The organism is Kitasatospora sp. NPDC057518 (genome assembly GCF_042802075.1).
Taxonomy (GTDB): Bacteria; Actinomycetota; Actinomycetes; order Streptomycetales; family Streptomycetaceae; genus Kitasatospora.
Map to the genome: position 1 here is coordinate 1 of NZ_JBHVEU010000064.1, position 21,051 is coordinate 21,051.

The following is a 21,051-nucleotide window of genomic DNA, read 5'->3' on the forward strand; positions in this document are numbered from 1 at the left end:
GTGCCGATGGCGGCACCGCCCACGAGACCGGTTTCGCGGTGACCCTTTCCGCAGGCCGGTCGTTGCGCTGTTCCCTCTGGTCGTGATGCGTCGGTGGTTCGGTGTCCGTTCCGGCCGTTCCGTTCCGGTCCGGGCCTGTCGGCGGCTGCTCAGCTCACCCGCGTCCACCCACGTCCGGCGCCCCCGCCTTCCGTGGTGCCCGGTGCCGTCACTCGGCCGTGCGGCCGGTCAGTTGAAGGTCGGGGCGACGACGACGTTGACGTCCTTGTTGCCCTGGCCTCCCTGGACGGTGCCGGTGTTGTCCTTCACCGCGATGGTGTTGTCCTGGTTCGTGGCGCCGGAGCCGGCGGCGGTCTGCTGGGTGGAGACGTAGTTTCCGTCGACCCCGCCGAACACGTTGCCGGTGCCGGTGTCGGAGACCGCCCCGGCGTTGGAGGCGCCCTCGGCGCCCGCGCCGTTGTCGGCGGCGGCAGCCCCGGCACCGGCCAGCAGCAGGCCGGCCGCGAGCGGGCCGGCGAGTAGGAGCCCGGCTGTTCGACGGGGGTGGGTGCGAGCCATGAATGCCTCCGGGAAGCTGCTTGTCGCGCAATGGTCGATCAAGGTGCGCAAGGTTCGTCGACCGGACGAACACCTGCGGGCTGCGACGCCGGAAGACAGACTTCCGCAACAAATCGACAAAGCGCTAGCTCACACGGCGAATTTCGCCCGTTTGCGTGATATCCACCCGGGCCGCGCATGACGACCGGGAAAACGGAAAACGCGGCGAGATACCCCGTCCGAGCTGGGACTTCACCCGTACGGCCGCTGGTCGATGGTCGGTCCGGGGGACGGCGCGGCACCGTCACACGATCCGCTGGGCGCACCACCCTGGCGCGTGCGAACCGCACACGCGCCCCTGGAAAAGTTCGGTCACCCTCCCATGTCGACTTTCCCGGTCATGAAAAGGCCGTCCGATGTCACACCACGACGGCAGGGGTTCGGACGTGCGGTCCCCGCCGAAATACTTCAGTGAAAATCAGATCATCTTGCCGGGATTCAGAATTCCCAGCGGATCGAAGACCGCCTTCAGCTGCCGCTGCAGGTCCAACGCCACCGGGCCCAACTCACGGGCCAGCCAGTCCCGCTTCAGCAGCCCCACACCGTGCTCCCCGGTGATCGTGCCGCCCAGCTCCAGCCCGAGCGCCATGATCTCGTCGAAGGAGCGCTGGGCCCGGGCCGCCTCCTCCTCGTCCGAGGCGTCGAAGATGACGATCGGGTGGGTGTTGCCGTCCCCCGCGTGACTGACCACCCCGATGGTCAGCCCGTGCCGCTCGGCGATCACCGCGACACCGTTCAGCATCTCCGCCAGCCGGGAGCGCGGCACCGCCACGTCGTCGATCATCGTGGTGCCCAGCCGGTCCAGCGCGGGCAGCGCCATCCGCCGGGCGGCCAGCAGCAGATCGGACTCCGCCTCGTCCTCGGCCGGCACCACCTCCGTCGCCCCGGCCTCCCGGCACAGCCGCGCGACCCGGGCCAGCTCGGCCACCCGGTCCGGCCCGTCGAAGGCCACCAGCAGCAGCGCCTGGGTGGACTCCGGCAGCCCCATCCGCCCCAACTCGTTGACGGCCCGCACCGAGACCGCGTCCATCAGCTCCATCAGCGACGGGGTCAGACCCCGAGCCATCACCTCGCAGACCGCCGCCCCGGCCGTGTCCGCGCTCGGGAACTCCGCCGCCAGCGCCAGCTGCGGGGCGGGCGCCGGCCGCAGCGACAGAACCGCCCGGACCACCACCCCGAGCGTCCCCTCCGAGCCGACGAACAGCCTGGTCAGGTCGTACCCGGCCACGCCCTTCGCCGTCCGACGGCCGGTGGACAGCAGCCGCCCGTCCGCCAGCACCACGTCCAGCCCGAGCACGTACTCGCTGGTGACCCCGTACTTCACGCAGCAGAGCCCACCGGCCCCCGTACCGATGTTGCCGCCGATCGTGCAGGACTCCCAGCTCGACGGATCCGGCGGATACGAGAGGCCCAACTCCTCCACAGCCCTGGACAGTTCGGCGTTCACCACACCGGGCTCGACCACCGTGATCCGGTTCACCGGGTCGATCTCCAGGATCCGGTTCAGCTTCACCAGCGACAGCACGACGCAGCCGTCCACCGCGTTCGCCGCACCCGACAGCCCGGTCCGGGCGCCCTGCGGCACCACCGGGACGCGCAGCTCGGTCGCGGTGCGCAGCACGTGCCGCACCTGCTCGACCGTCTCCGGGAACACCACCGCCGCGGGCTGCCCGGCCGCACAGAAACCCGCCATGTCGTGGCGGTACGCGGCGGTCACGTCCGGGTCCACCACGACGGCCCCGTCCGGGAGGCCCTGCACCAGTCGGTCCGTCAGATCACTCATCGCCGCCTCCACTCGCCGCCCGACCGCCTCCACCTCCGCACTCTGCCCGGACGGCAGGGGGCCGGCAAGTGGGCCACGGGAAGGGGCGGGCGCCGGGACGGGCAGGGGCAGGTGAACGGGCGGGAGGACGAGGCACCGCCCGGACGGCAGGGGGCGGGCGGGCACCGGGGCTGGCGGCAAGGGCCGCCGTACGGGGAGGTGCCGGCCGGATCCCGGGGCCGGCGCGGGCGACCGGTCGGCTCAGGCCCGGCGGAGGGTCGGAGTGACCAGGGCGGTGAGGCCGGCCGCGGCGGTGGCGAGCGCGCAGAGGAAGGTGGGCGGGGCGGCGCCCGCCGCGTCCGCGAGCAGGCCCAGCAGGGCGTTCGAGAGCACCAGGGCCAGGCTCTGCACGAGCGTCAGCAGGGCCTGGACCCGCGAGAGATGGGTCGGCGGCGCGCCGGTCAGCACCAGCGGGCCGAGGTGGCAGGCGAAGAGCCCCGAGCCGAGGCCCGCCACCGTACTGCCGGCCACCGCCGCCACCGGCCCCGCGGCCAGGGCCAGCAGCGCGATCCCCGCCGACGCCGTACAGAGCCCGGCGGCCGCCCCCACGCCGGCCCGGGGCAGCGCGCCCCGTCGGGCGACCAGGACGGCCACCGCCAGCACCCCGGCCGCCTGCCCGCCGCTCACCAGTCCCGCCGTCCCGGCCGACCAGCCGTGCGCCCGGGCGAGCAGCGGGCCGAGCAGCGACACCACCGGCAGCAGCGCCCCGGCCGCCGCACCGGTGAGCAGCAGCGCGGCCCGCAGCAGCGGGTCGGCCAGGGCGAGCCGGACGCCGGACGCGGCCTCGCTCAGCAGGCCGGCCCGCGGACCGGACGGCCCGTCCGCCCCGGGGCGGACCCGCAGCAGGACCAGCAGCACGACCCCGAAGCTCACCGCGTCCACGAGTGCCGCGCCGGGCAGCCCGCCGGCCGCGACCAGCAGGCCGCCGAGCGGCGCCCCGAGCAGGACGGCGCCCTGCCCGCCGGCCTGCCGCAGGGCGAGCGCCCGGGGCAGCCGGTCGGCGGGCACCAGCCTGCGCGGCATCGAACCGCTCGCCGGGAGGTGGAAGGCGTCGACCGTCCCGATCACGGCCGCCGCCGCGACCAGGAGCCAGAGCGGTGTGCCCCGGTCGGCCGCGACCAGCGCCAGCGCGGCGGTCGCGGCCAGCATCACCGTGTCCCCGACGAGCATCACCCGACGGGCGCCGAACCGGTCCGCGACCGCGCCGCCCAGCAGGACCAGCGCGGTGCGCGGCACCGTGACCGCCGTCAGGACCAGCCCGGCCGCGCCGCCGCCGTGCGCGGAGGCGGCCCAGCCGAGGGCGAAGTACAGCGCGGCGTCGCCCAGCAGTCCGGCCTGGACCCCGGCCAGCCAGAGCAGGTACGTCCGGGGCAGCGCGGCCCGCGAACCGACGTCGGCGGTGGCAGCGGCAGTGGTCATGCCCGGTGACGCTAGGACCCTCGACCGGGTCGAGGGCAAACCCGGCTACCCGCGGACCACCGGCTCCTGGAGCTCGGTGACCCATCCCGCCGGGTCCTCCGGGCACTCCAGGTACAGCTCCCGGGCGTAGCCGGCCGAGCGGTAGCCGTTCTCCTCGATGAAGCGGGCCAGCTCCTGGCCCGCGCCCAGGACCTCGTCCATCGGGCCGCGGTGCACGATCGTCGCCGCCTCCCCGATCGGCGGCAGGTCGACCACCTCGAAGTCGTGCGCGCCCGCCCGCACCGACGGGCCGACCGGGACGGCGGCCCCGACCAGCACCGAGCCGTTGCCCTCCGGGGCGTCCTGGTAGTGGGCGACGGACGGGCCGGCCGCCTCGATCCCGGCCCCGGCCAGCCGCCGGCACAGCTCGGCGAACAGCGGCCCGATCACCGGCCCGATGTCCTCCGGCTCGTAACTCGCGGCCACACCGGTCAGTTGGGCCACCCGGACGGACGGCACCGGCTTCACCACGACATCCCGCACGGACATGGTCCCCTCGCTCTCGATCGTCCGGAGCCTCGCCTCCACCCGGGCCAGCCGCAGCTCGTCGGCCGCGATCGCCGCGGCGAGCTGGGCCCGCCGCAACCGCAGCATCCCGCGCAGCTCGGCCGCGTCCACCCGCTCGTCCAGGACGGCCCGCACCTGCTGCAGGGTGAACCCGAGCTCCTTGAGCGCGATCACCCGGTTGAGCCGGGCCAGTTGGGACGCCTCGTAGAAGCGGTAGCCGCTGACTGGGTCCACCCGGGCGGGCCGCAGCAGCCCGATCGCGTCGTAGTGGCGCAGCATCCGCACCGACACCCGGCCGTGGCTGGCGAAGTCTCCGATGTTCAACATGGTGCGACCACTCCACCCCCTGCCACCGTGTCAGGGTCAACCCCCGCCCCCGCCCGTGGCCCGGGAAACACCGAGGGCGGGTGCCGAGTGGTCTCGGCACCCGCCCTGAGCAGGTGGTTCTCCTACCGGCGGAGAGCGTGGGATTCGAACCCACGGTACGGGGTCACCGCACGACAGTTTTCAAGACTGTTCCCTTAGGCCGCTCGGGCAGCTCTCCAGGCGGAGGTCAGCCTAACGGGTCCGGCGGGGTTCGGTGCACACGTTTCGGTGCGGGCGGGGGTTACGGCTGGTCGCCCTCGCGCTGGCCGAGAGTGACCTTGGTGGTGAGGGTCTGGCCGTTGCGGGTGTACTCGACGTCGACGGTCTCGCCGGGCTTGTGCGTCCAGATCCGGCTGACCAGGGCGGGGCCGTTGTCGATCGGGACGCCGCCGAGCTTGGTGATGACGTCGCCCGGCTTGAGGCCGGCCTTGTCGGCCGCGCCGCCGGGGGTGACGGCGGGCTGGCCCTGGATGTCCTTGGTCTGGATCTGCGCGCCGTCGCCCTTGTAGTCGTCGTTGCGCAGCACGTCGAGCTTGGCGTAGACCGGCTTGCCGGTCTTGATCAGGGTGTCCGCGACCCACTTGGCCTGGTTGATCGGGATGGCGAAGCCCAGGCCGATGCTGCCGGCCCGGCCGTTGGCGGAGGCGTTGGACTGGATCGCCGAGTTGATGCCGATCACCGCGCCGCCGGAGTCGAGCAGCGGGCCGCCGGAGTTGCCGGGGTTGATGGAGGCGTCGGTCTGCAGGGCGTTCATGTACGAGGCCTGCGAGCCGGTGTCGTCGCCGGAGGCCACCGGGCGGTCCTTGGCGCTGATGATGCCGCTGGTGACGGTGGACTCCAGGCCGTACGGCGCACCGATCGCGACGGTGGCGTCGCCGACGTTGACCTTGTCGGAGTCGGCCAGCGGCAGCGGGGCCAGCTTGCTCTTGGGCGGGTTGTCGATCTTGACCACGGCGACGTCGTAGCCCTCGGCGTGGCCGAGCACCGAGGCGCTGTAGGAGCTGCCGTCGGCGAACTTGACGGTCAGTTTGCCGCCGCTGAGGGTCGGCGCGACGACGTGGTTGTTGGTGAGGATGTGGCCCTCGGTGTCGAAGACGAAGCCGGTGCCGGTGCCCGATTCGCCGTTGCCCTGCGCCTTGATGGTGACGACGCTGGGCAGCGCCTTCTGCGCGATGGCGGCGATCGAGCCGGGGACGGGCTCGTTCTTCTGGGTGTCGCTGGCCTGGACGGTGGTGCTGCGGTGGTCGTTCGCGGAGCTCCTGCGGTCGGAACTGTCGGAGACGGACACGCCGAGCGCGCCGCCGGCCACACCGGCGACCAGCGCGACGGCCGCGATCAGGGCGACCAGGCCGCCGCGCTTCTTGCGCGGGCCGCCGGGGCCGCCGGGGTACTCCGCCGGGTAGCCGAGCGGGCCGGCCGGGCCGCCGGGGTAGCCGGCGCCGCCGGAGGTGGAGTCGTGGGTGGGGCCCCAGCCGCCGAGCGGCTGGCCGGCCCCGAAGGGGTGGTGGCCGTGCGCGGCGGGGGCGGCGGGCGCGGCCGGAGCGGCGCCGTACCCCTCGTGGGCGCCGGCGGCGGGGACGCCGTGGGTCGGGGTGGCGTACGGGTTGCCGGCCGGCGGCAGGGCCGGGGCGGCGGGTGCGGCGGCCACCGGGGCGGGCGGAACGGGCGGCAGGACCGGCGGCGGCGCGTCGATGTAGCCGGTGGCCGGGTCGACGGCCGGCTCCTCGACGGCGAGTACGGCGGGTGCGGCGGGTGCCACGGGCTCGGCGGGTGCCTCCGGTGCGGGCACCTTGGTGAAGGCGACGGTGGGCTTGTGCCCACCCCCGGCCGGGACCTCCTCGGCCGGAACGGCGTCGGCGGACGGCGCCGCCTCGGCGGCGGCCTCGACCGCGCCCGCCTCCGGCTCGGGCACCCGCCGGAACGCCATGGTCGGGTTGTGCCCGCCCTGAGCGGGGCCCGCGGCAGCGGACTCGGCCGCCCCCGGCCCGGCGGGCTGCTCCCCCTGCGGCCCGGTGGGCCCAACCTCGCGCTCGGTGCTCACGGACGACCTCCATAGCTGGCAGAACCAAGGACCATAGTTTTTCGCACTGTCGATTCGTTTGCCGTAAGGACCCCTCTGAAGAACTCATAAGAATCCTTAGCCGGCACCGACACCGGCACTGGCGTCAGCACCCTCAGCGGCACTGACACCGGCTCCGGCACCTGTACCGACGGCCGGGGCTCCCCTCCCCGTCGGGCGTCCGCGATGCGGACCGCCCCGCCCTCGGCCTTGGGCGTCGGCACCCGCGCCGGTTAGCCTGGCGCTCCAAACTGACACGCGGGAGCTTGGACCCACCAGGCTGAGAGTGCGCATGTCGACCGTACGCCACACGAGTGACGGACGTTCGAGGGGGCGCTGACCGCCGGAACCTGTCCGGGTAATGCCGGCGTAGGGAGTATCGGCCATGCCGCCTGCTTCGCCATCCTCTTCTTCGGGTACGAACGCCTCCGACTCCGGCGCGAACGCCCCCGCGCCGGGCGCGACCGCCCTCCTGGAACGCGCCGAGCACGTCGAAGCGCCCCTGGTCCTGGACACCGAACCGCCGCGCACGCTGCGCTTCCGGGACCACTTCGCGCTCTGGATGAACCTGGGCGTCAGCCTGATCGGCTTCTCCACCGCCGCCACCGTGCTCGGCGCCCCCGGCAGCGAGCTGTCGCTGGCCGCCGCGGTGACCGCGATCACGATCGGTACGGCGGTCGGCACCGCGATGCTCGCCGTGGCCGCGCTGATCGGCGCCCGCACCGGCGCCCCCGCGATGGCGAACCTGCGCGGGCTGTTCGGCACCCGGCTGTCCTACCTGCCGACGGTGCTGAACATCGTGCAGTGCATCGGCTGGGGCGTCTTCGAGCTGCTGACCATCTCGGCGGGCGCGCAGACCGTCGCGCACACCACCGGCTACCGCTGGCTGTTCGTCCTGCTCGCGGGCGCGCTGACCACCGCGCTGACCATCTGGCCGCTGGGCTCGATCGCGGTGCTGCGCCGCTTCGTGGCCGGAGCGGTCGCGGTGGCGATGGTGTACTTCACCGTCCAGCTGGGCCGCCAGGGCGTGCCGGACCCGGGCGCGGGCAACTGGCACGGCTTCCTCGGCGCCACCGACGCGATGATCGCGGTGTCGGTCTCCTTCGTCCCGCTGGCCGCCGACTACACCCGGCACTCGCGCACCCCGCGCTCGGCGTTCTGGGGCAGCTTCTCCGGCTACACGGTCGCCCAGGTCTGGTGCTACGTGCTCGGCCTGATGGCGCTGCTGCAGTCGGACGGCGACCCGAACCGGATCTTCGACTCCTTCCTCGGGGTCTGGGCCGGCTGGCTGTTCCTGCTGGTGCTGGTGCTGCGCGAGACCGACCAGTCCTTCGCCAACGTGTACTCGACCGCGATGTCGGTGCAGAACCTGCTGCCGAAGGTGGACCGCCGGGTGCTCTCCGGCGCGATCGGCGTGCTGATCACCGTGCTGGCGCTGCAGATCGACGAGTTCACCGACACCTACTACGGCTTCCTCGGCCTGATCGGCTCGGTGTTCGTGCCGCTGCTGGCGGTGCTCGTGGTGGACTACTTCCTCGGCGCCGGCCGGCGCGGCTGGAACCTCTCCGCCGACGCGCCGTCCCGCTGGCTGATGCTGCTGCCGTGGGCCCTGGGCTTCGCGGTCTACCAGTTCATCGCGCCGACCAAGGTCGCGGACTGGTGGACGGACTTCTGGACCTCCGCCCAGGAGGCGCTGCACTTCACCCCGCAGGAGTGGACCTCGGCCTCGCTGTTCGCCTTCCTGGTGCCGGCCCTGGCCACCTGGGCGCTCACCCCGCTCGGCCGCCGCGCCGTCCGGGGCTGACGGAGCGGAGCGAGCGGGGGCCCGAGCGGGCCCCGCAGGTGCGGAGACGGCCCCACAGGTTGGGGCCGTCTTTGTCCGCGCTTCACCTCCGCCGCCTATCGTTGGGCCTGTGACCAGCCCAGACCTGTCCTCGGCGGCGGCGCGCACCGTGCCGCCCGTCCAGGTGATCGCCCACCGCGGTTCCTCCCACGCCCTGCCCGAGCACACCCTCGCGGCCTACCGGCGCGCGCTCGACGAGGGCGCGGACGCGCTGGAGTGCGACGTCCGGGTCACCGCCGACGGCGCGCTGGTCTGCGTGCACGACCGCCGGATCGGCCGGGTCTCCAACGGCCGGGGCACCGTTTCGGCCATGACCCTCGCCGAGCTGGAGGCGTACGACTTCGGCGCCTGGAAGACCGGCCGCCCCAGCACCGACCCGGAGCTGCGCGGCGTGCTGCGGCTGGAGCGGCTGCTGGAGCTGGTGGTGGAGTGCGGCCGCCCGGTGGACCTGGCGATCGAGACCAAGCACCCGGTGCGCTTCCGCGGCCGGGTGGAGGCCGAGCTGCTGCGGACCCTGGAGCGGTTCAAGATCGGCGCGGCCCGGGAGGGCGACCGCCCGTCGGCCCGGATCATGAGCTTCTCCTCGGTCGCGCTGAACCGGGTGGCCGCCGCCGCGCCGCGGTACCGGCGGGTCTTCCTGTTCGAGCGGACCCTGCCGCTGCTCGGCCGGCTGCGCGAGGGCTCGCCGCTGCCGGGCGGGGCGCGGATCGCCGGCCCGGGCATCGAGCTGGTGCGGGCCCGCCCGCAGCTGGTGACCCGGCTGCGCGAGCTCGGCCACGAGGTGCACGTGTGGACGGTGGACGAGCCGGCCGACGTCGAGCTCTGCCTGGAGCTCGGGGTGTCCGCGATCATCACCAACCGGCCCGCGGAGGTACTGGCGCAGCTCGGCCGGTGATCCACCGGTGGTCCGTCGGCGCACCGAAGGCCGTACTCCTCCGAACCCCTCCGATCCGATCACTCTGGTCGGCAGTCAAACCTTCCTCGCGCGAAATTGCCGGAATTCTTGCATCCGGGCGACGGAGGGTGAGCGCGGAATGACCTGATGTCGACCGTCGGTCGCCGCACTCGAAATGGGCTCGCGGGATCGTCCGGTGCTCGTTTCCGACGCATTACCAAGGGGCATCTCTCCCTCGGCATACGCTGAAGGAGGTCCGGGGGTGGCGTTGATGGTGGCGCGTGAAGTGCCGACTTCATCGACCATGGCAGTGCCGCACGGCCCAGCGAGTGTCGGGGTCGCACGGCGCCGACTGCGTCGAGATCTGGGTGACCGGCAGGTACCCGAACCGGTCATCGATGATGCTGTTCTGATCCTTTCCGAGCTGTTGAGCAACGCCTGTCGGTACGCCCGTCCGCTCGGCCCGCTGCCGGCCCTGGGCCGCAGCGCCCGGGCCGAGGTGCTCGGGCAGGTGCTGGTCGGCGTCCCCTCCGGGGCGAACGCCGCGCAGGGCGCCCGGGAGCCCGCCGAGGGTCCGGCCGAGCCGGCCGGCGGGGTGCTGGTCCGCTGGCAGATGCACGCCGACGGGGTGCTCACCCTGGAGGTCACGGACGGCGGGGCGGCCACCCGGCCGCTGCCCGCGAGTCCCTCGCTGACCTCGCGCGGCGGCCGCGGCCTGAGCATCGTCGACCAGCTGGCCAGCGACTGGGGCGTGCGCGACGCCCCCGGCGAGGTCACGGTCTGGGCGGCGCTGCCCGCCCGGGCCCGGCACGCCCGGCGCACCGGGGGCGATGCCCGTAGCGCGTGAGCCGGGCTCGGGGAATGTGTCGTTAGGCTTCCCGGGACACAGGACCACCGTTCCCGGGAGAGCCGCAGCATGGGCAAGAAGGCCGCCAAGAAGGCGCCGCAGCGCCAGTCCACCACCGCCGTCACGGGCGAGATCCCCGTGGTCGGGGCCCGCGAGGACTGCCCCTGCGGCTCGGGCCGCCGGTACAAGGCGTGTCACGGCCGGGAGGCCTCGCACGCGGTGCAGGAGCTGGTGCACCGCCCGTTCGAGGGCCTGCCGGGCGAGGCCGACTGGGTGGCGCTGCGCGAGCTGGTGCCCGCCGCCACGGTGCCGCTGACGCTGGCCGCCGGGGTGGCCGACGGCGCGACCGGTGACGTCCCGTCGGTGACCCTGGCCACCGTGCTGCCGCTGGCCTGGCCGGCCCTGCGCCGCCAGGACGGCTCGATCCTGCTCGGCCTGCAGACCCAGTCCGCCTCCGGCGACCTCAGCCGCGACCTCGCGGACGCCCTGGAGCTGGCCCTGGCCACCGAGCCGGGCAGCCCGGTGCCGGCCCGCCGGACCGTCCCGGGCGGGCGCCGCCTGCAGGACCTGCTGGACACCACCGCCGCGTTCACGCCCGCCGTGCACACCGGCTTCGAGTTCTGGCTGGAGGACGCCGAGGCCGCCACCGGCGAGGTCGCCGCCTCCCTGGAGCGCGCCAACGCCTCGGCCATCCCGACCGAGAAGCTCGCGAGCGTGGACTCCGCGTACTGGTGCGGCACCCCGGACAAGAACCACCTGCGCTGGGTGATGACCGTGCCCGAGGAGAAGCTGCTGGACGCGCTGGCCCGGCTGAACACGGCCGGCGAGGCCTCGCTCGGCCCGGACACCCGCCTGGTCGGCTCCTTCCGCGCGCACGGCCTGACCGTCCCGGTGTGGGACCTCCCGCTCGCGATGACCGCCGCCGACTGCGAGAAGCCGGCCGCCGAGTTCGCCGAGCGGCTCGCCGCGGTGCTCGCCGACGCGGCCCCGCTGACCGCCGAGGAGCGGCGCACCCGCGCGAACCTGGTGAACCGTCAGGTCACCTTGAACTAAAGGGCGCAGGATCCGCGTGATACGCGTCACATTGTCGCGGTGAACGCGCAATTTCCGGGCGTGGAGGGCGTCTTGGAAATTGGCGCGGGCGCGGATCCTTGTTACTGTCTAAAGAGTCCGGCCGCTGGTGCATCCCCCGTCGCCAGCGGCCGGATCTTTTCTTTTTCCGGAGTGCCCCGCTCGGAGCCCCCGGACGGGCCCGAGCCGAGACCCGGGAGAAGCCCGGATCCGGGCCCGGCGGACGGTGTCGACAGCCCGTCCCGCTCCGGTGGCCCTCAGTAGGCCGAACGCCCGCTGTCCAGCCGGACCGTCGCCTCCACCAACTCCCCCAGCAGCGGCCCGACCTGCGGCAGCCAGACCCCGCCGCCGACGCCCGGTCGCGGCGCGAGCACCCAGCGCACCCTCCCCCAGCCTCCGGCCGAGGGGACCCCGACGGCCGCGCCGCCGGGCGGCAGCGGCAGGAAGCCGCCCGCCCCGTGGTAGCGCAACGAGCCCGGCACCCAAGGGAGTTGGGCGAGCATCTCGCCGAGCACGTCCAGCGAGTACGGGGCCACCAGCAGCGCGTAGCGGCCCGGCATCGCCAGCACCGGGCCGAGCGGCAGCCGCAGCGCGCCCAGGTAGACCAGCGCCCGGGCGCCGGCCGCCGCGGGCAGGCTAACCGCCGAGACCGTGGAGCCGGTGGCGGCCAGCACCGGCGCGTCCGGGCTCTGCCGCTCCCACCACCAGCGCACCATCCGGGCGTCCGTGGTGGCGGCCAGCAGCGAGGGGTCGTGCGGGTGCGCGCCGGGGACGGTGCAGTCCAGGTCGCCGCAGGAGCAGCGGCCGTCGCGCAGCACGGCGCCCGGCACCACGGGCCAACGGTGGTCGACGGCGGCCGTCAGGGCCGCGGCCAGCCGGGCGGAACGATCCTCCGACCGGTCTTTCGGGTTCTCACGCATGGCGCTCGTTCCTTTCCCTGACCGCTCGGTTCGCTCCGCTCCGCCGGCGTCCGTCGGGATCCTCCGCGCGGACCCGCCGCGGCACGGACCCGGGCGGCGCGGCGCGGGGCGGGCGGCAGGGCGGACGGCGCGGCACGACGTGGAGCAGGTGTGGAGTACGACGTGAAAGGGCCGCGCAGGGCACAGCCCTTGGAACGAGAATCCCGTACGCGACCGGATGGACGCCGCCCGGGCGCGCTTGGTTCCACCGTACGAGTGAGAGAGTTCCGGCCGACCCGGCTCACGGGCGGCACGGACATACGATCCGGACGGCCGCCCGGGCCGTCCTCCCCGTTCTGCCCGCTCGCGGCCCGCTCCATGCCTCCGGGCCGAGTGGCGCGCGCACCAACCCCGCGCGCCCCCCGACCGGGTCGCGATCGATGTGGAACGGGCCACCGCGTCGTCCTGGATCTGGACATGCCCCGAATGGCCTGTGTAGAAGTGGTGGCATTGCTGTCGATCAATGACGAGTAGTAGCGAATCGAGGCGAAACACGCCCTTTGGCCGTGCTCGCTCCACATTGGCCGTACCTGGGGGTTTCGCATGGCACGTAGCACCGCGTCAGGAGTGACGGCATGAACGAGTCCCACCCGTCGACGGCCCTCCCGACGACGACCGCCGAGCCTGGCGAACCCGGCTGCGCGGGCGGGCTCACCGTCCTCGACCTGCCGGACCTCCCCGGCCCCGTCAACGCCCCGGACGGCACGGCGGACACCCGCACGGCGCCCTCCGCCGCGCTGCAGGACCGTTTGGCCGGACGCCTGTCCGATATCACCAGCCTGCACGAGCACACCGAACGGCTCGCCCGCGCCCGCGGCCTGGCCGCCACCCTGGACACCGTCCTCGCCTCCGGCGCCGCCCTGCTCGGCGCCCGGCGCGGCATGCTGGTCACCCGGCGGCCCGGCGGCGGCCCCGGACAGCCGGTCGGCCACGGCCTCGACCGCGCCAGCCTCGGCGCCCTGGAGACCGTCCCGACCGAGCAGAGCCTGCTGGCCCGGCTGCTGCGCGAACGGGACCGGCCCGCCCAGCTGCACTCCCACGACCTCGCCGAGGACCCGGCCACCGGCGCCCGGCTGCGCGAACTCGCCGTCCACCTCGGCCTCGGCGGCGCCTACGGCCTGCCGCTCGCCACCGAGGAGGACGGCCCGCTCGCCGCCGCCCTCTGGTTCTACGACGAGCCCGCCGAACCGACCGACTGCCAGCGCGAACTGGCCCGCCACTACTGCGAGATCGCCGCCCCGCTGCTCGCCAAGCAGCTGGAGGCGGACCGGATCTCGCGCACCACCGAGGCGCTGCGCCGCGGCCTGCTGCCGGACCGGCTCCCCCGGGCCGCCGGGCTGCGGCTGGCCGCCCGGCTCGTCCCCGCCGGGCTGGAGCGCTCCACCGGCAGCGACTGGTACGACGCGATCCCGCTGCCCGACGGCACCATCGGCCTCACCGTCGGCTCCGTCTCCGGCGACGGCCCCGGCGCGGGCCCCGGCTCCGCCCCCGGCGCGGCCGCCGCGATGGGCCGGGTCCGGGCCGCGCTGCGGGCGTACGCGGTGCTGGAGGGCGAGGACCCGGTCTCCGTCCTGGGGGACCTGGAGCTGCTGCTCAAGACCACCGAGCCGACCCGCACCGCCACCGCCGTCTACGCCTGGATCGAGCCCGAGGAGCGCCGGATCACCCTGGCCGGCGCCGGGCACTGCCCGCCCGTCCTGGTCGGCCGGCACGGCGCCGAGTTCGTGGAGACCTCGCTCTCCGCCCCGCTCGGCATGCTGGCCTGCTGGGAGGCCCCCGGGGTGGAGTTCGTCGCCGAGCGCGGCGACACCCTGCTGCTCTACACCGAGGGCCTGGCCCGCCGCTGCGGCCCGACCCTGCACGCCGGGCAGGCCAACCTGCGCCGGGCCGCCGCCGACGCCCCGCGCGACGTGCGGATCGACCCGGACCGGCTCTGCGCCCACCTGCTGGCCGTCTGCCCGGACCCGGACGCCGGGGGCACGGCCACCGACGACCTGATGCTGCTGGCGGCCCGCTTCGAGTGACGGTTCGGACCCGGAACGAACGGGCGGCCGGGCGTCCGTACCATGGACGGACGCACGGCCGCCCGCGCGTGTCGCGATCCGACACCTCCCCCAGGGGCGGCGGTACCACCCCCCAAGGAGGCGTTGCACGTGACCGAGGACCGTACCCCCGCGGTGGCCGAGAACCCCGAGGCCGAGGGCGGCGAGGAGCCTGAGCAGCACAAGGGCCGCAAGAACGGTCTCTACGGCGACATCTCCGACGAGCTGGCCGCCTCGATGAAGTCCGGCTGGGCCGACACCGAGCTGCACGGCCTCGCCCCCGTCGCCCAGGCCCCGTACGCGGCCGAGCGCCGCGCCGCGCTGTCCGCCGCCTACCCCGGCGAGCGCCTGGTCGTCCCGGCCGGCAACCTGCGGGTCCGCTCCAACGACACCGACTACGCGTTCCGCGCCGCCAGCGAGTACGTCCACCTCACCGGCGACCAGACCGAGGACGCGGTGCTGGTCGGCGAGCCGACCGGCGCGACCGGCCACGACTTCGTGCTCTACCTGCTGCCCCGCTCGAACCGCGAGAACGGCGAGTTCTGGCTGGACGGCTACGGCGAGCTGTGGGTCGGCCGCCGGCACAGCCTGGCCGAGCAGGAGCAGCTGCTCGGGCTGCCCGCCCGCGACGTGCGCAAGGCCGCCGAGGAGCTGGCCGCGAAGGCCGCCGACTCCGCCGTGCCGACCCGCATCGTCCGCGGCTACGACGCCGGCCTGGAGGCCGCGCTCGCCGACGCCCTGGACGCCGACAAGGACGCCGGGCTCAAGGAGTTCCTGAGCGGCCTGCGGCTGGTCAAGGACGCGTGGGAGATCGGCGAGCTGCGCGCCGCCTGCGACGCCACCGTCAAGGGCTTCACCGACGTGGTCCGCGAGCTGGGCCAGGCCGTCGCCACCTCGGAGCGCTGGATCGAGGGCACCTTCTGGCGCCGCGCCCGGGTCGAGGGCAACGACGTCGGCTACGGCACCATCGCCGCGGCCGGCCCGCACGCCACCACCCTGCACTGGGTGCGCAACGACGGCGACGTGCGCCCGGGCGAGCTGCTGCTGCTGGACGCGGGCGTGGAGACCAGCACCCTCTACACCGCGGACGTCACCCGCAGCCTGCCGATCAACGGCAGCTTCACCGAGGTCCAGCGCCGGATCTACGACGCGGTGTACGACGCCCAGGAGGCCGGCATCGCCGCGGTGAAGCCCGGCGCCCGGTTCCGCGACTTCCACGAGGCCTCGCAGCGCGTGCTCGCCGAGCGGCTGCTCGCCTGGGGCCTGCTGGACGCCTCGGTGTACGACGTCGAGAAGGTCCTGGAGCTGGGCCTCCAGCGCCGCTGGACCCTGCACGGCACCGGCCACATGCTCGGCCTGGACGTCCACGACTGCGCCCACTCGCGCCGCGAGGAGCACGTCGACGCGCTGCTGGTCCCCGGCATGGTGCTGACCGTCGAGCCCGGCCTGTACTTCCAGCAGGACGACCTGACCGTGCCGGAGGAGTACCGCGGCATCGGCGTCCGGATCGAGGACGACATCCTGGTCACCGCCGACGGCAACGAGAACCTCTCGGCCGGCCTGCCCCGCAGCGCCGAGGACGTCGAGGCCTGGATGGCCTCGCTCGCCTGAGCCTCCGCACGACGGCCGTGACACGGCCACGATGAAGGGCCCGGCCTCCCGAGCAGTGGGAGGCCGGGCCCTTCGGCTCCGGTGCGGGCCGCCGGTGTCAGCGACGGACGGCGGGCCGCAGGGTGGTGGGGGCGCCGTAGTGGCCGTCCGAGGCGCCGCCGACCTCGATCTCCACCGGCTTGGTGGAACCGGTCCGCTTCAGGCCGACCCGGAAGGTGTACTCGGCCGGGTTGCCCGTCATCACGCCGGTCAGCTGGGCCGGCGCCACCCCGATCCGCCCGTTGCAGTCCTCGGTCGCCTCGAAGGACTTCCACTCGCCGCCGACCTTCGCCTCGATCGTGACGTCCTCCCCGGTCAGGCCCTCGCTCGCGGGCACGGACAGGTACACCGCCGGGCGCAGCAGGCCGGGGCCGTCGGGCGAGGAGACCTTGAAGGAGAACTCGGTCGGGGTCCCGCCGACGACCAGCGGGGTCGGCTTGGAGACCGAGTTCACCACCGGGCGGTGCGAGTCGACGACGGACGTGGTCACCACGCCCTTGGTCAGCACCTTGTAGGTGGACGGCACCACGGCGTCCGCCTCGACGTACAGCTTGCCCGGCTGGTTGCCCGCGTCGAGCACCATCCGGTACTCGACCGTCCGGCTCTCGCCGGCGGCCAGCTCGAAGGCCGCGTCGTTGCCCGTACCCGCGTAGTCCATGCCGCCGCCCTGGCTCAGCGCGGGCATGGCCTTCCAGCCGGTGGCGTCCTTGCGCTCCAGGGTGCCCTGCGCCATCGAGAGCACCCGCCGGCACTCCGCGCCCTCGAACTGCTGGGTGGCCACCACCGGCGCCACCGCGCGGGTGCCCGAGGCGTCGTTGTTCTTCCAGGTCACCGAGAAGGAGACCTGGTCGCCCACCTGGATCTTCTGGCCCGCGCGCAGGCCGTTGAAGGTGATCCCGATGCCGCCGGCGGCCTTGGCCGGGGCGGGCGCGGCCGGGGCCTTCGCGGCGGTCTTGGCCTCGGTCTTGGCGGCCACGGGCGCGGCCGGGGCAGCGGCCGGGGCAGCGGCGGCCGGGGCGCCGGTGGTCGGCGCGGCCTCGGTGGTCGGCGCGGCCGGGGCGGGGGTGGTCGGGGCGGGGACGGTCGGGACGGCGCCCGCGCCGGGGGTGGCCGACGAGGTGACGGCCGGGGTGGAGGCGGGAGCGGAGGCGGCGACGGACGCCTCGCCGTTCGTCGGGCCGCAGGCCGCGATTCCCACGGCGGTGACGACGGCCAGCGGGACGATCTTCGCAATACGGGCGATAACGGACGCGTTCATGTGACAGTCCCCCCAAGGACATGGTGATGGTGGTGATCGAATGAGCGGGCGCCTACTGTCGCGCCCCGAGGAACCGGCCCGAGCCCCCCGGCTCCGCCGGCTCGCTCTCCCTGCCTCTCACCCTGATAGACGTCCATCCCGCCGGGGGGTTGCAGGCCGGTTCGAAGAATTTTTCCCGGCCCCTCCCCGGAACGCCGAAAGGCGCCGCGACCGGGGGAAACCCGGTCACGGCGCCTCAACTGCCAGCTTGGAACGGCTACTTCACGACCGTCACCGGGACGATCAGCTCCTTCAGGGAGGTCAGCGACCCGGAGCCTTCGTACGGCAGCGTCGCCTGGACGGACAGCGGCATCGTGCCGGGCCCGTCCATCGGGTCGAGGGCCATCCGGTACGTCACCCTCTTGGTCTCCCCCGGTGCGAGCGAGAACCAGGCCTGCTGGTCCACCTTCGCGTAGTCCATGCCGCCGCCCATCGAGAGCAGGATCTCCCTCCAGGCGCCGCCGTCCTGGCGCTCCAGCTTGCCCTTGTTCATCATGACCATCTCGCTCGGCGGCGTCCCGGCGTACTCCTTCGTGTAGACCAGCGGCTGGAGCTTGTCGTAGGTCTTCTGGCCGGTGTTCCGGTACGTCACCGTGAAGGTCACCGGGGTGCCGTTGGTGGACACCTTCTGCCCGGCGCCGAGGCCGCCGTCGACCGTGATCGCGATGTCCTTCGCGCCCTTGTCGGACGCGGTCAGGGACGGTGACTTGTGGCCGCTCACGTCCAGGCTGTTGACGATCGTCGTCAGGCCCGACTGGTAGTCGCTCTTGAGCCCGTTCGCCACCACGAAGACCTGGTCCAGGCCCATCCCCCACATCTGGGCGGTGAACGTGTCCCCGGGCTTGCAGGTGACGTTCCACTGGGTCTTGTCGATCGTCTTGCCGGCCACGGTGGACTTGGTCCGCACGGGTGCGCCGACCGAGGAGTAGCCGTTGTCCGGGAAGTAGGGCCGGCCCCAGATCGGGCAGTTCGGCTGGTGGCCCCAGCCGCTGTCGGCGACCAGGTCGTTCGTCGTCGGCCAGGCGCCGCCCTCGAGTTCGTCCGGGGAGTTGTAGGCCACGACCAGGACGCCGTACGGCTCGCACCTGGCCGGCGCCCAGCCCTGCTGCGGCTCCGTCGGCGCGCCCGGACTCAGGACGCAGACCCGGTCGGCCGAGACCGGTACGGCCTTCCAGCCCGCCGGCACCTTGAACTTGACGCCCCGGAGGCTGGACGAGCTCGCCGGGCCGCTCGCGGTGCCGGGGGCGGAGGTCGCGGTGGTCGGGACGCCGTCGGCGAGCGGGACCTCCGTCTCGGCCTCGCTGGTGGGCGTGCCCGGATCGGTGGGGGCGGCCGTCGGGCTGGGGTCGCCGGTCGGCTCGGGCGTCGGGCTCGGCGAGGTGGTCAGGGTGGCGGCCGGGGGCGGGACCTCGTCCTGGGCGACCGGCTCGCCGTGGAAGGTGAGCACGCCGAGCGCCATGGCGGCGGCCAGGCCGAGCGGCACGGTGACGGCGTACACCGGGCGCAGCCGGCGGATCCGGTTCTTCGGGGGAGCGGCCGGGCGCAGGCTGGCGGCTGTGACGAGGGAGGCCCGGGCCGTCATCGCCTCGCGGAGCAGCCGTTCCGTCGGTGTCTCGGCCGGCCCGTCGCCGTCGCCGCCGGTGCGGCGGGGGAGCTTGTCGGTCATCGAACCTTCTCCAGGTGCTTTTCCAAGGCGTCCAGAGCGCGGCTGGCGGTGGACTTCACGGCACCCCGGGACAGTCCCAGGGTCTCGGCTATCTGCGCCTCCGACAGGTCGGACCAGTAGCGCAGCACCAGCACCTCACGCTGGCGGGGAGTCAACTCCTGCAGGGCCACCAGCACCCGGCGGTGCTCGTCGTTGAGCACCGCGTGGTCCTCGGCGGACGGGGCGTCGGCCACGTGCGGCGGCACGTACTCGCGGGCGGTCTTGCGGCGGCGCAGCATCGAGCGGGCGCCGTTGACCACCGAGGTGCGCAGGTAGCCGAGCGCGTTGTCGAGGTCGTCCAGCTCCTCGCCGTAGCGCTGGTAGAGCTGGGTGAAGGCGTCCTGGACGACGTCCTCGGCCAGGTCCTGGTGGTCGACCAGCATGACCGCCATCCGGACCAGGCCGAGCCGGTGGGCGTGGTACAGGTCGGTCAGGGTGGGCCGGTCCTCGGCGGGCTTGCGACCGCCGCGCAGCAGCCGGAAACCGGAGCGGCGCTGCTTCGCCTCCTGCTCGGTGGCGGCGCCGGCGAGCGGCTCGCCGGCCTCCTGCGCGCCGAACAGCGCGGCGACGACTCCACGGATGGAGAAGCCCCGCCCCCCTGCCTGCGCGGCGGTCGGCCCGATGGCCATGGACATGCGCGTTTCCGCTTTCCCCCGGGACGGTGACGGCGGCCGCCGTTCCGTCAGGTCACCTGATCAAGATCGTGATCGGGGGGATCATCCCAGCCGCCCTCTGCCGGGTTCCCTCCGCCCCCGTACCAAAGGACGTGTGACGGGGGTGAAGGTTGCAGGCGGGTTCGAAGAAAATTCCGAAGGGGTCGGGACGGCTACACTCACCGGCATTCCGCCACCCGTGAGCAGGGGGTTCGCATGGCCGAGCAGCACGCCGAGGACCGGACCGGTGCCGCACCGCGGCCGGTGCCCGTCGCCATCGGCCGGCGCCCGGAGCCCGTGCACGACGTCGCGGTGTACGCCTTCCCGGGCATGGCGCCGTTCGAACTCGGCGTGGTGGTCGAGGTGTTCGGGCTGGCGCGGCCCGAGCTGGCCGGGCTGCTGGCGGCGCCCTGGTACGGGCTGAAGGTCTGCGCCGACCGGCCCGGGACGCCGCTGGAGGCGGTGGGCGGCTTCGCGCTGACCGCCCGGCACGGGCTGGACGAGCTGGCGGCGGCCGACACGGTGGTGGTCCCCGGGGTGCCGAACCCGTTCGGCGGCGTCTCCCCCGACCTGGTCGAGGCGCTGCGCACCGCGCACGGGCGCGGCGCCCGGATCGTGTCGATCTGCTCGGGCGCCTTCGCACCGGCCGCCGCCGGACTGCTGGACGGCCGGGAGGCGACCACCCACTGGCGGTACGCCGAGCTGCTCCAGCAGCGGTACCCGGCGGTGCGGGTCAATCCGGACGTGCTGTACGTGGACAACGGCGACGTGCTGACCAGCGCGGGCAGCGCGGCCGGCATCGACCTCTGCCTGCACCTGGTCCGCCGGGACCACGGCGCCAAGGTGGCCAACGCGGTGGCCCGCCGCTTCGTGGTGGCGCCGCACCGGGACGGCGGGCAGGCCCAGTTCGTCGAGGCGGCGGTCCGCCCGGTCGAGGAGGAGGACGACGGGATCGCCCTCAGCATGCGGTGGGCGCTGGACCACCTGTCGTCCCCGCTGACCATCTCGCAGCTGGCCCGCGCCGCCCGGATGTCGGACCGCTCGTACCTGCGGCACTTCACCGCCCGCACCGGGACCAGCCCGATGCGCTGGGTCGTCACCCAGCGCATCGCGACCAGTCTGGCGCTGCTGGAGTCGCCGGAGGGGACGGTGGAGGAGATCGCCGCGGCGGTCGGCTTCGAGAGCGCCGCGACCTTCCGCCACCACTTCGGCCGGGTGATGCGCACCTCGCCGACCGCCTACCGGCGCTCCTTCGGGCGCGGGGTGGCCTGAGCGCGCGG

The 21,051-nt window shown here is 74.1% G+C and carries 17 protein-coding genes, 1 tRNA gene and 1 riboswitch; of the genes, 8 read left to right on the top strand and 10 right to left on the bottom strand.

Features of this window, described 5'->3' with window-relative positions:
* Positions 1-228: 228 nt before the first annotated feature.
* Positions 229-558, bottom strand: coding sequence for a hypothetical protein (locus tag ACFU7Z_RS09445; RefSeq protein WP_049656286.1), 330 nt, complete (start codon positions 556-558; stop codon positions 229-231).
* Between ACFU7Z_RS09445 and ACFU7Z_RS09450 the strand changes: the two genes are divergently transcribed.
* On the top strand, positions 557-739 hold the full coding sequence (locus ACFU7Z_RS09450; protein ID WP_143204509.1) for a hypothetical protein: 183 nt from the start codon (positions 557-559) through the stop codon (positions 737-739). The two genes, ACFU7Z_RS09445 and ACFU7Z_RS09450, sit on opposite strands and share 2 nt — an antisense overlap.
* Before the next feature lie 276 nt (positions 740-1,015).
* On the opposite strand, the gene ACFU7Z_RS09455 is transcribed toward ACFU7Z_RS09450, so the two are convergent.
* The 5 genes from ACFU7Z_RS09455 to ACFU7Z_RS09475 all read right to left on the bottom strand — a co-directional run bounded on the left by ACFU7Z_RS09455 (position 1,016) and on the right by ACFU7Z_RS09475 (position 6,791).
* Entirely contained in the window at positions 1,016-2,380 is a 1,365-nt protein-coding gene (locus ACFU7Z_RS09455) for an FAD-binding oxidoreductase (protein ID WP_380777130.1), read from the bottom strand.
* Positions 2,381-2,620: 240 nt separating this feature from the next.
* Positions 2,621-3,838 (bottom strand): MFS transporter, encoded by a 1,218-nt coding sequence (locus tag ACFU7Z_RS09460; RefSeq protein WP_380777131.1) that lies wholly within the window; start codon positions 3,836-3,838, stop codon positions 2,621-2,623.
* A gap of 45 nt (positions 3,839-3,883) precedes the next feature.
* Complete coding sequence (locus tag ACFU7Z_RS09465; RefSeq protein ID WP_074001836.1) at positions 3,884-4,711, bottom strand: MerR family transcriptional regulator; 828 nt, start codon at positions 4,709-4,711, stop codon at positions 3,884-3,886.
* Positions 4,712-4,840: 129 nt separating this feature from the next.
* Positions 4,841-4,928 (bottom strand) — tRNA-Ser (locus ACFU7Z_RS09470).
* A 63-nt stretch (positions 4,929-4,991) separates the two neighbouring features.
* Positions 4,992-6,791, bottom strand: a complete 1,800-nt coding sequence (locus tag ACFU7Z_RS09475) for a S1C family serine protease (RefSeq protein ID WP_380777132.1) — start codon at positions 6,789-6,791, stop codon at positions 4,992-4,994.
* A gap of 266 nt (positions 6,792-7,057) precedes the next feature.
* A riboswitch (TPP riboswitch) is annotated at positions 7,058-7,202 on the top strand.
* Here ACFU7Z_RS09475 and ACFU7Z_RS09480 point away from each other — a divergent pair.
* The 4 genes from ACFU7Z_RS09480 to ACFU7Z_RS09495 all read left to right on the top strand — a co-directional run bounded on the left by ACFU7Z_RS09480 (position 7,195) and on the right by ACFU7Z_RS09495 (position 11,447).
* Positions 7,195-8,613, top strand: coding sequence for a purine-cytosine permease family protein (locus ACFU7Z_RS09480; RefSeq protein ID WP_380777133.1), 1,419 nt, complete (start codon positions 7,195-7,197; stop codon positions 8,611-8,613). (Overlaps the previous riboswitch by 8 nt.)
* 109 nt (positions 8,614-8,722) lie before the next feature.
* Positions 8,723-9,547 (top strand): glycerophosphodiester phosphodiesterase, encoded by an 825-nt coding sequence (locus ACFU7Z_RS09485; RefSeq protein WP_380777134.1) that lies wholly within the window; start codon positions 8,723-8,725, stop codon positions 9,545-9,547.
* 427 nt (positions 9,548-9,974) lie between these two features.
* Positions 9,975-10,394: an ATP-binding protein gene (locus tag ACFU7Z_RS09490; RefSeq protein ID WP_338016264.1), complete on the top strand. Its 420-nt coding sequence runs from the start codon at positions 9,975-9,977 to the stop codon at positions 10,392-10,394.
* Positions 10,395-10,463: 69 nt separating this feature from the next.
* Positions 10,464-11,447: a DUF5926 family protein gene (locus ACFU7Z_RS09495; protein ID WP_049655150.1), complete on the top strand. Its 984-nt coding sequence runs from the start codon at positions 10,464-10,466 to the stop codon at positions 11,445-11,447.
* 275 nt (positions 11,448-11,722) lie between these two features.
* Here ACFU7Z_RS09495 and ACFU7Z_RS09500 read toward each other — a convergent pair whose 3' ends face one another.
* Positions 11,723-12,385: a bifunctional DNA primase/polymerase gene (locus tag ACFU7Z_RS09500; RefSeq protein WP_049655147.1), complete on the bottom strand. Its 663-nt coding sequence runs from the start codon at positions 12,383-12,385 to the stop codon at positions 11,723-11,725.
* 614 nt (positions 12,386-12,999) lie between these two features.
* Here ACFU7Z_RS09500 and ACFU7Z_RS09505 point away from each other — a divergent pair.
* Positions 13,000-14,448, top strand: coding sequence for a PP2C family protein-serine/threonine phosphatase (locus ACFU7Z_RS09505; protein ID WP_380777135.1), 1,449 nt, complete (start codon positions 13,000-13,002; stop codon positions 14,446-14,448).
* A 129-nt stretch (positions 14,449-14,577) separates the two neighbouring features.
* The gene (locus ACFU7Z_RS09510) at positions 14,578-16,077 is read left to right on the top strand and encodes an aminopeptidase P family protein (protein ID WP_074001837.1); all 1,500 of its coding nucleotides are present in this window, start codon (positions 14,578-14,580) and stop codon (positions 16,075-16,077) included.
* Positions 16,078-16,174: 97 nt separating this feature from the next.
* On the opposite strand, the gene ACFU7Z_RS09515 is transcribed toward ACFU7Z_RS09510, so the two are convergent.
* From ACFU7Z_RS09515 to ACFU7Z_RS09525, 3 genes are all read right to left on the bottom strand, one after another.
* Entirely contained in the window at positions 16,175-17,374 is a 1,200-nt protein-coding gene (locus tag ACFU7Z_RS09515) for a hypothetical protein (RefSeq protein WP_380777136.1), read from the bottom strand.
* Positions 17,375-17,630: 256 nt separating this feature from the next.
* The gene (locus ACFU7Z_RS09520) at positions 17,631-19,079 is read right to left on the bottom strand and encodes a hypothetical protein (RefSeq protein WP_380777137.1); all 1,449 of its coding nucleotides are present in this window, start codon (positions 19,077-19,079) and stop codon (positions 17,631-17,633) included.
* A complete protein-coding gene (locus ACFU7Z_RS09525; protein ID WP_241852808.1) occupies positions 19,076-19,753 on the bottom strand; it encodes an RNA polymerase sigma factor in 678 nt (225 codons plus the stop codon). The genes ACFU7Z_RS09520 and ACFU7Z_RS09525 overlap by 4 nt, the downstream gene beginning before the upstream one ends.
* Before the next feature lie 234 nt (positions 19,754-19,987).
* Here ACFU7Z_RS09525 and ACFU7Z_RS09530 point away from each other — a divergent pair, with 234 nt between their 5' ends.
* A complete protein-coding gene (locus ACFU7Z_RS09530) occupies positions 19,988-21,043 on the top strand; it encodes a helix-turn-helix domain-containing protein (RefSeq protein WP_375875082.1) in 1,056 nt (351 codons plus the stop codon).
* Positions 21,044-21,051: the final 8 nt, after the last annotated feature.

Bases quoted from the DNA above. Each gene is read 5' to 3' on its own strand.
- ACFU7Z_RS09455 (WP_380777130.1), bottom strand. From the start codon at position 2,380: ATGAGTGATCTGACGGACCGACTGGTGCAGGGCCTCCCGGACGGGGCC.
- ACFU7Z_RS09525 (WP_241852808.1), bottom strand. From the start codon at position 19,753: ATGTCCATGGCCATCGGGCCGACCGCCGCGCAGGCAGGGGGGCGGGGC.
- ACFU7Z_RS09505 (WP_380777135.1), top strand. From the start codon at position 13,000: ATGAACGAGTCCCACCCGTCGACGGCCCTCCCGACGACGACCGCCGAG.
- ACFU7Z_RS09445 (WP_049656286.1), bottom strand. From the start codon at position 558: ATGGCTCGCACCCACCCCCGTCGAACAGCCGGGCTCCTACTCGCCGGC.
- ACFU7Z_RS09515 (WP_380777136.1), bottom strand. From the start codon at position 17,374: ATGAACGCGTCCGTTATCGCCCGTATTGCGAAGATCGTCCCGCTGGCC.
- ACFU7Z_RS09480 (WP_380777133.1), top strand. From the start codon at position 7,195: ATGCCGCCTGCTTCGCCATCCTCTTCTTCGGGTACGAACGCCTCCGAC.
- ACFU7Z_RS09495 (WP_049655150.1), top strand. From the start codon at position 10,464: ATGGGCAAGAAGGCCGCCAAGAAGGCGCCGCAGCGCCAGTCCACCACC.
- ACFU7Z_RS09450 (WP_143204509.1), top strand. From the start codon at position 557: ATGAATGCCTCCGGGAAGCTGCTTGTCGCGCAATGGTCGATCAAGGTG.
- ACFU7Z_RS09460 (WP_380777131.1), bottom strand. From the start codon at position 3,838: ATGACCACTGCCGCTGCCACCGCCGACGTCGGTTCGCGGGCCGCGCTG.
- ACFU7Z_RS09465 (WP_074001836.1), bottom strand. From the start codon at position 4,711: ATGTTGAACATCGGAGACTTCGCCAGCCACGGCCGGGTGTCGGTGCGG.
- ACFU7Z_RS09500 (WP_049655147.1), bottom strand. From the start codon at position 12,385: ATGCGTGAGAACCCGAAAGACCGGTCGGAGGATCGTTCCGCCCGGCTG.
- ACFU7Z_RS09520 (WP_380777137.1), bottom strand. From the start codon at position 19,079: ATGACCGACAAGCTCCCCCGCCGCACCGGCGGCGACGGCGACGGGCCG.
- ACFU7Z_RS09530 (WP_375875082.1), top strand. From the start codon at position 19,988: ATGGCCGAGCAGCACGCCGAGGACCGGACCGGTGCCGCACCGCGGCCG.